This window comes from Marichromatium sp. PS1 (assembly GCF_041155115.1).
GTDB lineage: Bacteria > Pseudomonadota > Gammaproteobacteria > Chromatiales > Chromatiaceae > Marichromatium > Marichromatium gracile.
In genome coordinates, this window is sequence record NZ_BAAFHB010000005.1 from 441383 (window position 1) to 455222 (window position 13840).

The 13840-nt window shown below is 70.8% G+C and carries 12 protein-coding genes and 1 riboswitch; of the genes, 9 read left to right on the plus strand and 3 right to left on the minus strand.

Going from position 1 to position 13840, the window contains the following annotated elements:
* Nucleotides 1-100: 100 nt before the first annotated feature.
* From ileS to ACAM26_RS14305, 4 genes are all read left to right on the plus strand, one after another.
* A complete protein-coding gene (gene ileS / locus ACAM26_RS14290; protein WP_369613941.1) occupies nt 101-2941 on the plus strand; it encodes an isoleucine--tRNA ligase in 2841 nt (946 codons plus the stop codon).
* Nucleotides 2934-3443 (plus strand): signal peptidase II, encoded by a 510-nt coding sequence (lspA, locus tag ACAM26_RS14295; protein WP_123141297.1) that lies wholly within the window; start codon nt 2934-2936, stop codon nt 3441-3443. The genes ileS and lspA overlap by 8 nt, the downstream gene beginning before the upstream one ends.
* Nucleotides 3444-3533: 90 nt before the next feature.
* Nucleotides 3534-4439, plus strand: a complete 906-nt coding sequence (gene rimK / locus ACAM26_RS14300; protein WP_062273506.1) for a 30S ribosomal protein S6--L-glutamate ligase — start codon at nt 3534-3536, stop codon at nt 4437-4439.
* Between the two features lie 9 nt (nt 4440-4448).
* Complete coding sequence (locus tag ACAM26_RS14305; RefSeq protein WP_369613942.1) at nt 4449-5495, plus strand: succinylglutamate desuccinylase/aspartoacylase family protein; 1047 nt, start codon at nt 4449-4451, stop codon at nt 5493-5495.
* Nucleotides 5496-5501: 6 nt separating this feature from the next.
* On the opposite strand, the gene ACAM26_RS14310 is transcribed toward ACAM26_RS14305, so the two are convergent.
* The gene (locus tag ACAM26_RS14310; RefSeq protein ID WP_369613943.1) at nt 5502-6233 is read right to left on the minus strand and encodes a retroviral-like aspartic protease family protein; all 732 of its coding nucleotides are present in this window, start codon (nt 6231-6233) and stop codon (nt 5502-5504) included.
* 109 nt (nt 6234-6342) lie between these two features.
* Between ACAM26_RS14310 and ACAM26_RS14315 the strand changes: the two genes are divergently transcribed.
* Nucleotides 6343-8322, plus strand: coding sequence for an SLC13 family permease (locus ACAM26_RS14315; protein ID WP_369613944.1), 1980 nt, complete (start codon nt 6343-6345; stop codon nt 8320-8322).
* A gap of 54 nt (nt 8323-8376) precedes the next feature.
* On the plus strand, nt 8377-9684 hold the full coding sequence (locus tag ACAM26_RS14320; protein WP_369613945.1) for an ATP-binding protein: 1308 nt from the start codon (nt 8377-8379) through the stop codon (nt 9682-9684).
* A gap of 31 nt (nt 9685-9715) precedes the next feature.
* Here ACAM26_RS14320 and ACAM26_RS14325 read toward each other — a convergent pair whose 3' ends face one another.
* Nucleotides 9716-10171, minus strand: a complete 456-nt coding sequence (locus tag ACAM26_RS14325; RefSeq protein ID WP_132229710.1) for a hypothetical protein — start codon at nt 10169-10171, stop codon at nt 9716-9718.
* A 68-nt stretch (nt 10172-10239) separates the two neighbouring features.
* Complete coding sequence (gene cobD / locus ACAM26_RS14330; protein ID WP_369613946.1) at nt 10240-11295, minus strand: threonine-phosphate decarboxylase CobD; 1056 nt, start codon at nt 11293-11295, stop codon at nt 10240-10242.
* A 265-nt stretch (nt 11296-11560) separates the two neighbouring features.
* On the opposite strand from cobD, the gene ACAM26_RS14335 reads away from it, so the two are divergent.
* From ACAM26_RS14335 to ACAM26_RS14345, 3 genes are all read left to right on the plus strand, one after another.
* Nucleotides 11561-12214: an energy-coupling factor ABC transporter ATP-binding protein gene (locus ACAM26_RS14335; protein ID WP_123139756.1), complete on the plus strand. Its 654-nt coding sequence runs from the start codon at nt 11561-11563 to the stop codon at nt 12212-12214.
* A 224-nt stretch (nt 12215-12438) separates the two neighbouring features.
* Nucleotides 12439-12646, plus strand: a riboswitch (cobalamin riboswitch).
* A gap of 152 nt (nt 12647-12798) precedes the next feature.
* Nucleotides 12799-13455 (plus strand): MotA/TolQ/ExbB proton channel family protein, encoded by a 657-nt coding sequence (locus ACAM26_RS14340; RefSeq protein ID WP_369613947.1) that lies wholly within the window; start codon nt 12799-12801, stop codon nt 13453-13455.
* Nucleotides 13445-13834, plus strand: a complete 390-nt coding sequence (locus tag ACAM26_RS14345; RefSeq protein WP_369613948.1) for an ExbD/TolR family protein — start codon at nt 13445-13447, stop codon at nt 13832-13834. Before ACAM26_RS14340 ends, ACAM26_RS14345 begins: the two co-directional genes overlap by 11 nt.
* The last annotated feature ends 6 nt before the right edge of the window (nt 13835-13840 follow it).

Consider the following 13840-nt stretch of genomic DNA (forward strand, 5'->3'; position numbering starts at 1 on the left):
TGACGCCCCCGCTTGATTATCATCGGGGCGACTTGTAGCTTGCCCCGAACGCGCGCCCCGGGACGGCGCGCCCCACTCTTTCCGACCCGCTGAGATCGACGTGACAGACTATAAACAGACGCTCAATCTTCCCAAGACCGGCTTCGCGATGAAGGCCAACCTGGCGCAGCGCGAGCCCGAGATGCTCAAACGCTGGGAATCGATGGATCTCTACGCGCGTATCCGCGAGGCCCGCGCCGGCGCCGAGCGCTTCGTGCTGCACGACGGCCCGCCCTACGCCAACGGCGACATCCATATCGGCCACGCGGTCAACAAGGTGCTCAAGGACATCATCGTCAAGTCGCGCACCCTGACCGGATTCGACGCCCCCTACGTGCCGGGCTGGGACTGTCACGGTCTGCCGATCGAGCTCCAGGTCGAGAAGAAGAAGGGCAAGCCGGGTCAGAAGATCAGCGCCGCCGAGTTCCGTCGCGCCTGTCGCGACTACGCCGCGCGCCAGGTCGACGGTCAGCGCACCGACTTCAAGCGTCTCGGCGTGCTCGGCGACTGGGACAACCCCTATCTCACCATGGACTACGGCTTCGAGGCCGACATCATCCGCGCGCTCGGCCGCATCATCGACAATGGGCACGTCCACAAGGGGTTCAAGCCGGTGCACTGGTGCGTCGACTGCGGCTCGGCGCTGGCCGAGGCCGAGGTCGAGTACGCCGACAAGCAGTCGATCGCCATCGACGTGCGCTTCCAGCTGGTCGACCCCGACGCCCTCGACGGTCGCTGTCACACCGCCCCCGACGGTGCCGGCAGCGGCCCGGCGGCGGTGGTGATCTGGACCACCACGCCCTGGACCCTGCCGGCCAACCAGGCCGTTGCGCTCAACGCCGAGCTCGAGTACGTGGTGGTCGAGGCCGAGCACGATGACGCCCCGGGCGGGCGCGAGCGGCTGATCGTCGCCGAGGGCCTGCTCAAGGACACCATGGACCGCTGGGGCATCGAGCGCTACCGGGTGCTCGGCTATGCCCGCGGCATCGATCTCGAGGGGCTGCGCCTGCGCCACCCCTTCTACGATCGCGAGGTGCCGGTGATCGTCGGCGAGCACGTCAGCCTCGACGCCGGTACCGGCGCGGTACACACCGCCCCCGGCCACGGTCTCGACGACTATCTCGTCGGTCAGCGCTACGGCCTGCCGGTCGACAACCCGGTCGGCGGCGACGGGCGCTTCCTGCCCGACACCGCGCTGTTCGCCGGCGAGCACGTGTTCAAGGCCAACGAGCACGTGCTCGAGGTGCTCAAGGCGCGCGGCGCACTGCTGCTCGAGACCCGCATCACCCACAGCTACCCGCACTGCTGGCGCCACAAGACGCCGATCATCTTCCGCGCCACCCCGCAGTGGTTCGTCAGCATGGAGCAGGCCGGACTGCGCGCCGCGGCACTCGGCGAGATCGCCAAGGTCGAGTGGCTGCCGGAGTGGGGTCGCAACCGCATCGAGGCGATGGTCCAGGGCCGTCCCGACTGGTGCATCTCGCGCCAGCGTACCTGGGGCGTGCCGATCCCGCTGTTCGTCCACAAGGAGACGGCGGCGCTGCACCCGCGCACCGCCGAACTGATCGAGCAGGTCGTCGAGCGCGTCGAGCGCGAGGGCATCGAGGCCTGGTTCGCGCTCGATCCGGCCGAACTCCTCGGCGCCGAGGAGGCCGCGCACTACGACAAGGTGCACGACACCCTCGACGTCTGGTTCGACTCCGGGGTGACCCACGCCTGCGTGCTCGACCGCCGCGCCGAACTCGGTCGCCCGGCCGATCTCTATCTCGAGGGTTCGGACCAGCACCGCGGCTGGTTCCAGTCCTCGCTGATGACCTCCACCGCGATCCACGGTCACGCGCCCTATCGCCAGGTGCTCACCCACGGCTTCACCGTCGACGCCAAGGGCGAGAAGATGTCGAAGTCCAAGGGCAACGTGGTCAGCCCGCAGACGGTGGTCAAGAACCTCGGTGCCGACATCATCCGGCTGTGGGTCGCGGGCACCGACTATCGCGGCGAGATGAGCGTCAGCGACGAGATCCTCAAACGCACCGCCGACAGCTACCGGCGCATCCGCAACACCGCGCGCTTCCTGCTCGCCAACCTCAACGGTTTCGACCCGGCCGGCGACCTGATCGACCCGGCCGAGATGCTCGCCCTCGACCGCTGGGCGGTCGATCGCGCCGCGCGTCTCCAGCAGGAGATCGTCGCCGCCTACGACGACTACCAGTTCCACCTGATCTGCCAGAAGCTGCAGCAGTTCTGCGTAGTCGATCTCGGCGGCTTCTATCTCGACGTCATCAAGGACCGTCAGTACACCACCCAGGCCGACAGCCTGGCGCGACGCTCCTGTCAGAGCGCGATGTATCACATCATCGAGGCGATGGCGCGGTGGATGGCACCGATCCTGAGCTTCACCGCCGACGAGATCTGGCGCCACATCCCCGGTGAGCGCGGCGAGACCCCGTTCATCGAGCAGTGGTATGCGGGGCTGTTCACCCTCGCCGAGGACGAGCCGCTGGGCCGCGCCTTCTGGGATCAGGTGATCGCGGTACGCGCCGCCACCGGCCCGGCGCTGGAGGCCGCGCGCAAGGACGGCGCGATCGGCGCCGCCCTCGACGCCGAACTCACCCTCTACTGCGCGCCCGAGCTGCTGGCCACCCTGGAGCGGCTGGAGGATGAGCTACGCTTCGTACTGATCACCTCGGCGGTGCGGCTCGAGCCGCTCGACCGGGCGCCCGCGGAGGCCCAGGACACCGAGCTCGAGGGGCTGCGGGTGATGGTCGCGCCGAGCAGCCACCCCAAGTGCGTGCGCTGCTGGCACCGCCGCGCCGACGTCGGCGCCGATGCCGAGCACCCGGAGCTGTGCGGACGCTGCGTCGAGAACGTCGCCGGCGCCGGCGAGACCCGCCGCTATGGCTGAGTCCGGCGCCCGTTCCTGGCTGTGGCTGTCGCTGCTGGTGCTGGTCCTCGACCAGGCCAGCAAGTGGCTGGTCTACGGTCTGCTCGATCCCTTCCAGGTGATCGCGCTGACCGAGACCCTGCACCTCACCCTGGTGTTCAACGAGGGCGCGGCCTTCAGCCTGCTCGCCGGTGCCGGCGGCTGGCAGCGCTGGCTGTTCGCGCTGATCGCCGTGGCCGTCAGCGTCGCGCTGGTGATCTGGCTGGGGCGGCTGCGCCGCGACCAGCGTTGGAGCGCCGCGGCACTGGCGCTGCTGCTCGGCGGTGCGCTCGGCAACCTGATCGACCGGGTGGTGCTCGGTCATGTGATCGACTTCGTCCAGGTCTATCTGCCCTTCCTGCCGATGGACCTGTTCAACCCCTGGCCGGCCTTCAACGTCGCCGACAGCGCGATCAGCATCGGGGTCGTCATCCTGCTGATCGTTACCCTGTTCGAGCAGCCCGAACCGCGCCACCTGGACTGACGCCGGCGTGTCCGGCAACGACCAGGGAGGGTCGTCCACCCGGGGAACAACGCCCCGGTCCTTTTTCTTCATCAGGGACCAGTGAATGCGATGAAGATTGCAATCCTGTCACGCAACCCCTCGCTCTACTCCACCCGCAGACTGGTGGAGGCGGCGCGCGCGCGCGGCCACGAGACCAAGGTGCTCGATGTGCTGCGCTGCTACATGAACATCACCTCGCACGCCCCCTCGATCCACTACAAGGGCGAGGAGCTGACCGGCTTCGACGCGGTGATCCCGCGCATCGGCGCCTCGGTGACCTTCTACGGCACCGCGGTGCTGCGCCAGTTCGAGATGATGGGCGTCTACCCGCTCAACGAGTCGGTGGCGATCACCCGCGCGCGCGACAAGCTGCGCTCGCTGCAGCTGCTCTCGCGCAAGGGCATCGGGCTGCCGATCACCGGCTTCGCCCACGCCCCGGACGACATCGCCGATCTCATCAAGATGGTCGGCGGCGCGCCGCTGGTGATCAAGCTCCTCGAGGGCACCCAGGGCATCGGCGTGGTGCTCGCCGAGACCCAGCAGGCCGCCGAGAGCGTGATCGAGGCCTTCATGGGACTCAAGGCCAACATCCTGGTGCAGGAGTACATCCGCGAGGCCAAGGGCGCCGACATCCGTTGCTTCGTCATCGGCGACAAGGTGGTGGCGGCGATGAAGCGTCAGGCCAAGGCCGGCGAGTTCCGCTCCAACCTCCATCGCGGCGGCAGCGCCTCGCTGATCCGCATCACCCCCGAGGAACGCTCCACCGCCACCCGCGCGGCGCGGATCATGGGGCTCAACGTCGCCGGCGTCGACATCCTCCGCTCCAACCACGGCCCGGTGGTGATGGAGGTCAACTCCTCGCCCGGGCTGGAAGGCATCGAGGCGGCCACCGGCAAGGACGTCGCCGACCAGGTGATCGCCTTCATCGAGAAGAACGCCGCCGCCGGCAAGACCCGCACCCGTGGGCAGGGCTGAGCAGCGCTCATGACCGAGCCAGTGCGTATCGCCGGGCACGAGATCTCGCCGGGCGAGCGCACCCGCATCGACCTCACCCTGCCCAACCTCTACACCCAGACCCCGGTGGCGATGCCGGTGCACCTGCTGCGCGGGCGGCGCGACGGCCCGCGGCTGTTCATCACCGCGGCGATCCACGGCGACGAGATCAACGGCGTCGAGATCATCCGCCGGTTGCTCGCCCATCCGGCGCTGCGTCACCTGCGCGGTACCCTGCTGGCGGTGCCGGTGGTCAACGTCTACGGCTATGTCCGCCAGTCGCGCTACCTCCCCGACCGACGCGATCTCAACCGCAGCTTCCCCGGCTCGGACACCGGCTCGCTGGCCGCGCGCCTGGCCGCCACCCTGATCAATGAGGTGGTCACCAAGGCGACCCACGGCATCGACCTGCACACCGGTGCGCTGCATCGCGAGAACCTGCCCCAGATCCGCGCCACCCTCGACGCCAGCCCCGAGACCTCGGAGCTGGCGCGCGCCTTCGCCGCGCCGGTGATCCTCGACGCCGACCCACGCCCGGGCTCCTTGCGCGCGGTGGCCGCCGAGCACGACATCCCGCTGTTGCTGTTCGAGGCCGGCGAGGCGCTGCGCTTCGACGAGTTCTCGATCCGCGCCGGGGTGCGCGGCATCCTCGGGGTGATGCGACGGTTGGGGATGATCCGCGCCTCGGGCGGGCGCCGCGCCCGGGTGCGCGCCCCGGTGGTGGCGCGCTCGAGCCTGTGGGTGCGCGCCCCGCAGAGCGGCGTGCTGCTCTCGCTCACCGCGCTCGGCGCCCAGGTCGAGCGCGGCGACACCCTGGGGGTGCTCACCGACCCCTTCCGCCCCGCCGACGAGCCGGTGCGCGCGCCCTGCAGCGGCATCGTCATCGGTCGCACCAACCTGCCGCTGGTCACCGAGGGCGAGGCGCTCTATCACATCGCCCGCTTCGGCGTCCTGGAGAGCGCGGTCGAGGCCGTCGAGCAGTATCGCGTCGCGCTCGATCCCGAGGACGAGACCGAGGCGGGACCGAGCATCCTCTGAGACCACTCAGTCGCCCGGCGCGGGATCGAGCACCAGACGCGCGCCGTCGCGATCGAGCCGAGCGCCGAGACGCCCGAGCAGATCCTCGCCGAGCAATGCGTTGCCGCCGAGCGCGCGCCCCTCGACACAGCCCACCTCGACCTCGACCAGACGCCTGGGACCGGCGCGCACCGCGGCCAGCCGCCCCGGCAGCGCCCGCACCTCGGCGTCGCCGAGCGCGATCGCGACCGGCGCCACCCCTTCCAGGTCGAGCCCGAGTTCGGCGCACAGCGGCGCCGGCAGCAGGGTGCGCGCGGCCCCCGAATCGACCAGCAACGGCTGCGGCCTCGGCCGCCCCTCGGCGGACTCGAGCGTCAGCACCACCACCAGTGCCGCGCCCTTGCGGCGCAGCGCCAGCACCGCCGGCGGTCGCGGCGCCGGCGCAAATGCCACCGAGGCCGTCGCGACCGCCCCCCGACCGCCGGGCAGGATGACCCGCTGCACGCGGCCATCGGCGGTGCGCAGGATGACATGATCGATCCCGGCGAGCAGATGGCGCAGGCGTCGCTCCAGCGCGCCCTCGCGCAGCCGCCCGTGGCGTCCGCGCGCCTGCTCGATCCCGCTCACCGTGAAGTCGTGCCGCGCGGCCAGCCGGGTGAGCGCACTCGCCACCTCGACCTCGGGCGCGGCGCGCGCGCCTCCCCCCGCCGCGCTCGCCAGCACGGCCATCACCACCAGCATCAGGGCATGTCGCTTCATCGCGGCAAGGCTAACAGGCCGACGAAAAAAGCGAAAAATATAAGCAAACGTTAATGTATGATCGATCGCCGGTTCACACCCATCGCCCGCGCCGAGAGGAGGACCTCCGATGACCGACGCCATCCGCGCCCTGCCCAGGGAGCACCTGGCCGCCGCACTCTTCACCCTGTTCGCCATCTATCTCGCCGGGATCGTCCCCTCGGTCGAGATCGCCTGGGTCAGCGCCGTGTTGCTGCTCACCGTCTTCCTCTTCGCCTTCGAAGTGGTGAGCGTCGACGTCGCCGCGATCAGCGTGATGGTACTGCTCGGTCTGAGCAGCCTGGTCGCACCCTGGATCGGACTCGAACAGGGACTGGTCGCACCCGAGCGCCTGTTCGACGGCTTCGCCAGCAACGCGGTGATCTCGATCATCGCGGTGATGATCGTCGGCGCCGGACTCGATCGCACCGGCATCATGTCCTGGGTGGCGGGGCTGATCATGCGTCTCGGCGGCGCCACCGAGACGCGCATCATCCCGCTGGTCTCGGGCACCGTCGGGGTGATCTCGAGCTTCATGCAGAACGTCGGCGCCGCGGCGCTGTTCATCCCGGTGGTCGGGCGCATCGCCGCGCGCACCCGCTTACCGATCTCGCGACTGCTGATGCCGATGGGCTTCTGCGCCATCCTCGGCGGCACCATCACCATGGTCGGCTCGAGCCCGCTGATCCTGCTCAACGACCTCATCCTCCAGGCCAACGACGCCCTCCCCGCCGACAGCGCGCCGCTGCGCACCTTCGCGCTGTTCGACGTCGCCCCGATCGGCATCGCCCTGCTGATCACCGGCATCCTCTATTTCGTCATCGCCGGGCGCCTGGTGCTGCCGCGCGGCGGGAGCGGCGAGACCGAGCTGCACGAGGCCGCGACCACCCGCGCCTATCTCGCCGAGACCTATCAACTCGACGGCTGCGCGGTCCACGAGCTGCGGGTACCGGCAGACAGCCCGCTGGTCGGTACCAGCGTCGACGACATGGAGCGCACCTGGACGGTGCGGGTGGTCGCGCTCGACAAGGGCGACGGGCTCAGGGTCGGCGCCGACGGGGTCAACCGCGCCCTCGGCATCGCCGCCGACACCCGCCTGGCGCTGATCGGCACCGCACCGGCGATGGACGCCTTCGTCGCCGCCAACCGGCTCGAACGCAGTGCCGAACTCGACCACTTCGCCGAGGTCGTCTCGGAGTCCAGGGCGGGGATCGCCGAGCTGGTGGTGCCGCCGGGCTCGGCGCTGATCGGCAAGAGCGCGCGCGATCTGTGGCTGCGCAAGACCTACGGGCTGTCGCTGCTGGCGATCCATCGCGGCGGCAGCATCATCAACTACACCACCGGCGGGGTGCGCAACACCCCCTTCGCCGCCGGCGACGCGCTGGTGGTGCACACCACCTGGGCCGATCTGGCACGGCTCGAGCGCGACCGCAACTTCGTCGTCGTCACCACCGAGTACCCGCACGAGGCGCTGCGCCCGCACAAGGTCCCGGTGGCGCTGGCGCTGTTCGTGCTCACCCTCGGGCTGATCCTGTTCACCGACCTGCGCCTGTCGGTCGCACTGCTCACCGGCGCCGTGGGCATGGTGCTCACCGGGGTGCTGTCGATCGAGGAGGCCTACGCGGCGGTGAGCTGGAAGACGGTGTTCCTGCTCGCCTCGCTGATCCCGCTGGGGCTGGCGGTGGAGCAGAGCGGCACCGCCGCCTGGATCGCCGATCAGGCGCTCGGGGCGCTCGGGGCGGTGCCGGTGTGGGTGGTGCAGGCGGTGCTCGCGATCCTCGCCACCGCCTTCACCCTGGTGATGTCGAACGTCGGCGCCACCGTGCTGCTGGTGCCGCTGGCGGTCAACATGGCGCTCGGGGTCGGCGCCGATCCGGCGCTGTTCGCGCTGACCGTGGCCATCGCCACCTCCAACTCCTTCCTCATCCCCACCCATCAGGTCAACGCCCTGGTGATGGGACCGGGCGGTTATCGGGTGGCCGACTTCCTGCGCGCCGGCGGTATCATGACGGTGCTGTTCCTGGTGGTCTCGCTGACCATGCTGAACCTGGTGTTCACCCACCATCCCTGATCCACGGCCCACAGTCGCGCCGGCCACACCAGGCCGGCGCCCAGACCCGCGACCATGTCACTGATCAACCGAACTCCACGCTGCCCGACCCACGACTGCCCGCTCGAACTCGTCCTCCAGGGCGAGAAGCGCCTCCCCGGCCACCCGCTGATCGAGGCCGTGGGCGTGCCCATGTACGACTGCCCGCGCTGTCGCGAGCAGGGCGAGCCCTACACCATCGAGGCCGAACCGGCGGCCACCAACGCGCTGATCAAGCGCCTCGGGCGCACCCTCGCGCGCAGCCGCTTCCCCGGCGCACTGCTGCGCCCCAAGGTCCGCATCGACTTCAACCCCTGGCAGGCCACCCTCGCGCGCCGCGCCCACGCCAACCCCGAGGGTGCGCCGATCGACCCCGAGATCGCCCGCGCCGCCGGGCTGACGCCCGAGCCCGAGGCCCTCGCCGAGTCGAGCACGACCGAACCGGCCACCCCCGAGGCGGCAAGCGCCGCCCCCACGGTCACGCCACGGCTCGACTGGATCACCCCGGAGCGCCCCCGTCACCGCCTCGACCAACTCATCCTCGACCCCGAGACCCTCACCCGCATCCGCGAGGCGACCAACGTGCTGCTCGCCCAGGGGCTGATCTACGACACCTGGAACCTGGCGGCGGTGGCGCGCACCGGGCGACGCCTGGCGCTCAACTTCTACGGCCCGCCGGGTACCGGCAAGACCCTCGCCGCCGATGCCATCGCCGATCTGCTCGACCGACCGATCCTGCGGGTGAGCTATGCCGAGCTGGAGTCGATGTATGTCGGCGAGACGCCGAAGAACATCCAGGCGGCCTTCGCCCGCGCGCGCGAGAGCGGCGCGCTGCTGTTCTTCGACGAGGCCGACTCGATCCTCGGGCGACGGCTGCGCGACATCTCGCAATCGGCCGACAACAGCATCAATGTCGCGCGCAGCACCACCCTGATCGAACTCGACAACTTCGAGGGCGCGGTGATCTTCGCCTCCAACCTGGTCGGCAACTACGACACCGCCTTCCTGCGACGGATGCTCGCCCATGTCGAGTTCCGGCTCCCCGGCCCCGACGAGCGCGCGCGTCTCTGGGCCGCACACATCCCCGCCGAGCTGCCGCTGGCCGCGGACGTCGACCATCAGGATCTGGCCGCGCACTCCGAGGGCGCCGCCGGTGGCGACATCCAGAACGCGGTACTGCTCGCCGCCTCCTACGCGGCGATGCGTCCCGAGTCCGAGCAGCGCGTCGCCCAGGCCGACCTGCAACGGGCGATCGACTTCTTGCTGGAAGGCAAGCGGCGCATCCTCGAGGACGCGCCGCCGGCGCACCCCGACAGCTGCGAGATCGGGTTCGAGCGGGGATAGACGGACGCCCCCCAGCGTGGTGCGGCCGCGCTCAGCCGGCCAGCACCAGCGGCGGGCGTGTCGGCGCCGGGCGCCGCGCCGCCACCGGCACCGGGCACGGCGGCGGCGCATGATCGAGCCAGGGCGCCACCCCCGGGTGCAGGGCGCGCGCGGCGCGCGCCACCGCCGGGTCGACGGTGGCGCGCAGCCCGATCTGCCCGGCGGCGACGCACAACCCCACCAACGCGACCAGCACCGGATCACCGTGCCGGGCGAGCCATGGGTAGGGATCACCGAGCGGCGGTATCGCAACCCGCAACAACGGACCCTCGCCGCGCAACCGCGCGACCCCGGCGAGCCGCGCCCGCTCGGCGGCATGTCGACCGATACTCAGCAGCACGTCGAGCCGGTGCACCGAGAGCACCGCGCCGCACGGAGCGCACTCGGGCAACGCGATCCGCTCGCCATCGAGCGCACTCGGTTCGGCGGGTACATCGCTCGACGTCATCCATACCGAGCGCACCGGCCCATCCCTCGCCACCACGGCGGCAGCGGGCACGCTCAGCCACAACGGCCTCACCCGAAGGCACCCTCGGACACCGCCAGTCCGGCCAGCGCACGCTCCAGGCGGCGCCACTGGGCCGCGTCCCCGGGCAGACCGAAGCGCAGACTCGACGGCTGCTCGAACAAGCGCACCAGGATGCCCTGGCGGGCGAGCGCCTCGTGCAGACGTACCGCTGCCGGGGTCCGCACCCACTGGAAGAGCGCGCTGCCACCGCTCGGCGTCAGCCCGTGACGATCGAGCAACGCCGCCAGGCGCGCCGAGTCGCGCGCCAGCGCCAACCGCGCCGAGCCCTGCCAGGCGGTATCGAGCAGCGCCAGGCGCGCCAGCTCGCGCGCCGGTCCCGACAGCGTCCAGGGACCGAGCCAGGCGTCGAGGCGCTGGCGCAACTGCGCCTCGGTCCAGGCGAAACCCACCCGCGCCCCGGCCAGACCGAAGAACTTGCCGAGCGAGCGCAGTACCACCAGACCCGGTCGGCCGACCGCATCGAGCAGACTGTGCTCGGGGGAGGCATCCATGAAGGCCTCGTCGACCACCAGCCAGCCGCCGCGTGCGGCCAGCGCCGCATGCCAACTCAGCAGGGTCTCGCGCGACCAGCGCCGCCCGGTGGGGTTGTTGGGGTTGATCACCACCAGCACGTCGAGCGGCTCGGCGACGTCGGCCTCGATCCGGCCACGCGGATCGCCATCGGGCAGGCGCACCAACTGGTGACCGGCCCGCCGCCAGCCATGGGCGTGCTCCTGGTAGCCGACCTCGGGCACCCCGACCCGACAGGGCGCGCGCAGCTGCGGCAGGCCCTGGATCGCCGCCTGCGAGCCGGCGAGCGCGAGCGCGCCGGAAGCGCCGTAATAGCTCGCCGCCGCCTGCTCCAGCCCATCGCCGGTCTCGGGCAACCGCGCCCAGAGCGCACGCGGCAGCGGCGGCACCGGCCAGGCATTGGGGTTGATACCGGTCGAGAGATCGAGCCAGTCGGTCAGCGGGATGTCGTAGCGCGCGGCGGCCTGACGCAGCCGCCCGCCGTGTTCGGGACGGGGCAGATCGGAATGGATCGGGACGATGGTGGCTGTCATGCTGAGGCGCGCGGATCGAGGTGGCGATGGCTGGCTGGAAAACAATCGGTCAATCTGCCAGTTGCCCGGGGTTCGTGCAAGCTGGTGGCTGGTCGCGAGCCGCCAGCATCCAGCCCCCAGCCTCCAGTGGGAAAGCCTGGCGCCGCTGGCTGGCGGCTGGCGGCTGGCGGCTGGCGGCTGGCGGCTGAAAGCTGGAAGCTGGAAGCTGGAAGCTGGCGACCGGAAGCTGATAGCGTTCCCCATCTTCCGTATTCGAGCATCCCGGATGGATCCACTCTTCAGACTCACCGACATCCACTTCGCCTATCCTGGCCGACCGCCGGTACTCAGCGGGGTCGAGCTGACGATCCGGTCCGGTGAACGGATCGCCGTCCATGGTGCCAACGGCTCGGGCAAGAGCACCCTGTTGCAGTTGATGGTCGGGCTGTTGCGCCCCGCCGCCGGCACCCTGGTCGCCTTCGGCGCACCCCGCCGCGTCGAGCACGACTTCCATGCGGTACGTCGGCGCGCCGGGCTGGTGTTCCAGGACGCCGACGACCAGCTGTTCTGTCCCACGGTGGTCGAGGACATCGCCTTCGGTCCACGCAACCTCGGCCAGTCGCCGGCGCAGGCCCGAGCGACGGTCGAGCGCACCCTCGCCCGACTGGGGCTCGAACACCTGCGCGACCGCGTCACCCACCGTCTCTCCGGTGGTGAGCGTCGTCTGGTCGCCCTCGCCGCGGTGCTCGCCATGGAGCCAGAGGTGCTGCTGCTCGACGAGCCGACCAACGCGCTCGACGACCCCACCCGCGCCCGTCTCCTGCAGATCCTCGCCGACCTCGATCAGACCCTGGTGCTGGTCAGCCACGACACCCCACTGCGCCAGACCCTCGCCACCCGCCACTACCGACTCGACCAGGGACGGCTGGAGGCAGGCTGACGCGGGCAACCCTTGAATCGCGGCAGCATCGAACCACAAAGGCGCGAAGTACACAAAGGGATCTTACTCAACTGCCAGCTCCCAGCTGGCAGAGCGGATTGGCGTCCACGACTGGAGACCGGCGACCGTTCGCTTTTACCCTCCCTTCGCGCCCTTTGTGTCTTCGCGGTTCAGAATCCGTGTCGCCACCGGCTAACCGCTTGACTCGCCCTCGACCGGCGGTATGATGCTCGGCCAGCGATGGTTCCCCGCGAGGGGATCAAAAGGGAACACGGTGCGGCCCGTTCGGGCCAAGGCCGTGGCTGCCCCCGCAACTGTCAGCGGCGAGTCCGCGCCCCCTCATGACGCCACTGGTCCGCGCCGGACCGGGAAGGCCGGGCGCCCGACCCCGACCCGCGAGCCAGGAGACCTGCCATCGAGACACCGATCGCCTGACCGTCGGACGGGGTGTGCCGAGGGTGGGACCCACTGGCGCCCTGCCCGGCCCCGGCGTCCGCTCACCGGGCCGGTCGTGCCAACCGTCCAGTCCCTCCCCCGAGATCCACCGCCCCGCCCAGCAACACCGCCTGGAGGCGCCCGTCGACATGGATCTCGCCAAGCTCTCTGCCGCCACACAGGCCGCGCTCGAATTCGTCCGTGCCGGCGGCCCGGTGATGCTGGTGTTGTGCGCGCTCTCGCTGCTCGCGCTCACCCTGGTGCTGTTCAAGCTGCTGCAGTTCGCGCGGTTGCGGGTCGGCGCGCGCGCCTTCATCGCGCCGACGCTCGCCGCCTGCGCCGCCGGACGGCTCGACGAGGCGCGCGGCGCGCTCGCCCCCGCCCCTCAACCGATCGCCGCGGTGCTGGCGGTGGCCATCGACGGACTGGCGTACGGCGGGCGCACCCCGCAGCAGCTGCGCGAGGAGGTGCTGCGCGAGGCGGCGGCCCAGCAGCAGCGGCTCAACGCCCATCTGCGCGGACTCGACGCCATCGTCACCCTGGCGCCGCTGCTCGGACTGCTGGGCACCGTACTCGGCATGATCGAGGCCTTCCGCACCCTCGAGCAGGCCGGCGGACAGGCCAACCCGGCGCTGCTCGCCGGGGGCATCTGGGAGGCACTGCTGACCACCGCCGCGGGCCTGGCGATCGCCATCCCAGCCGCCGCGGCGCTGCACTGGCTGGAGGCGATCATCGAGCGCGCGCGTCACGACACCGAGGACGCCCTGACCCGGCTGTTCACCATGCCGGTGGCCGATGCACATTGAGCCGCTGCGCCGCCGCGCTCGCGGCATCGGACTCGCGCCGCTGGTCGACGTGGTCTTCCTGCTGCTGCTCTTCTTCCTGCTCGCCGCCCGACTCGACCCACTGCAACAATTGCCGATCGAGACCCGTGACGGCGGCACCGCCGACAGCGTCGCGACCACGCTGCGACTCGATGTCGCCGCCAACGGCGGGCTGCGGCTCGACGGCGTGCCCTGCCCGCACGACGCACTGGTGACACGGCTGCGCGCGCGGCTCGCCGCGGAACCGGGCAGCACGCTGGTGATCGTCCCCGAGCGCGAGACACCGCTCCAGACCCTGGTCCAGATGACCGACCTGGCGCGCCTGGCTGGCGCACAACAGCTCGCCCTGATCGAGCCCTGAGGGCAC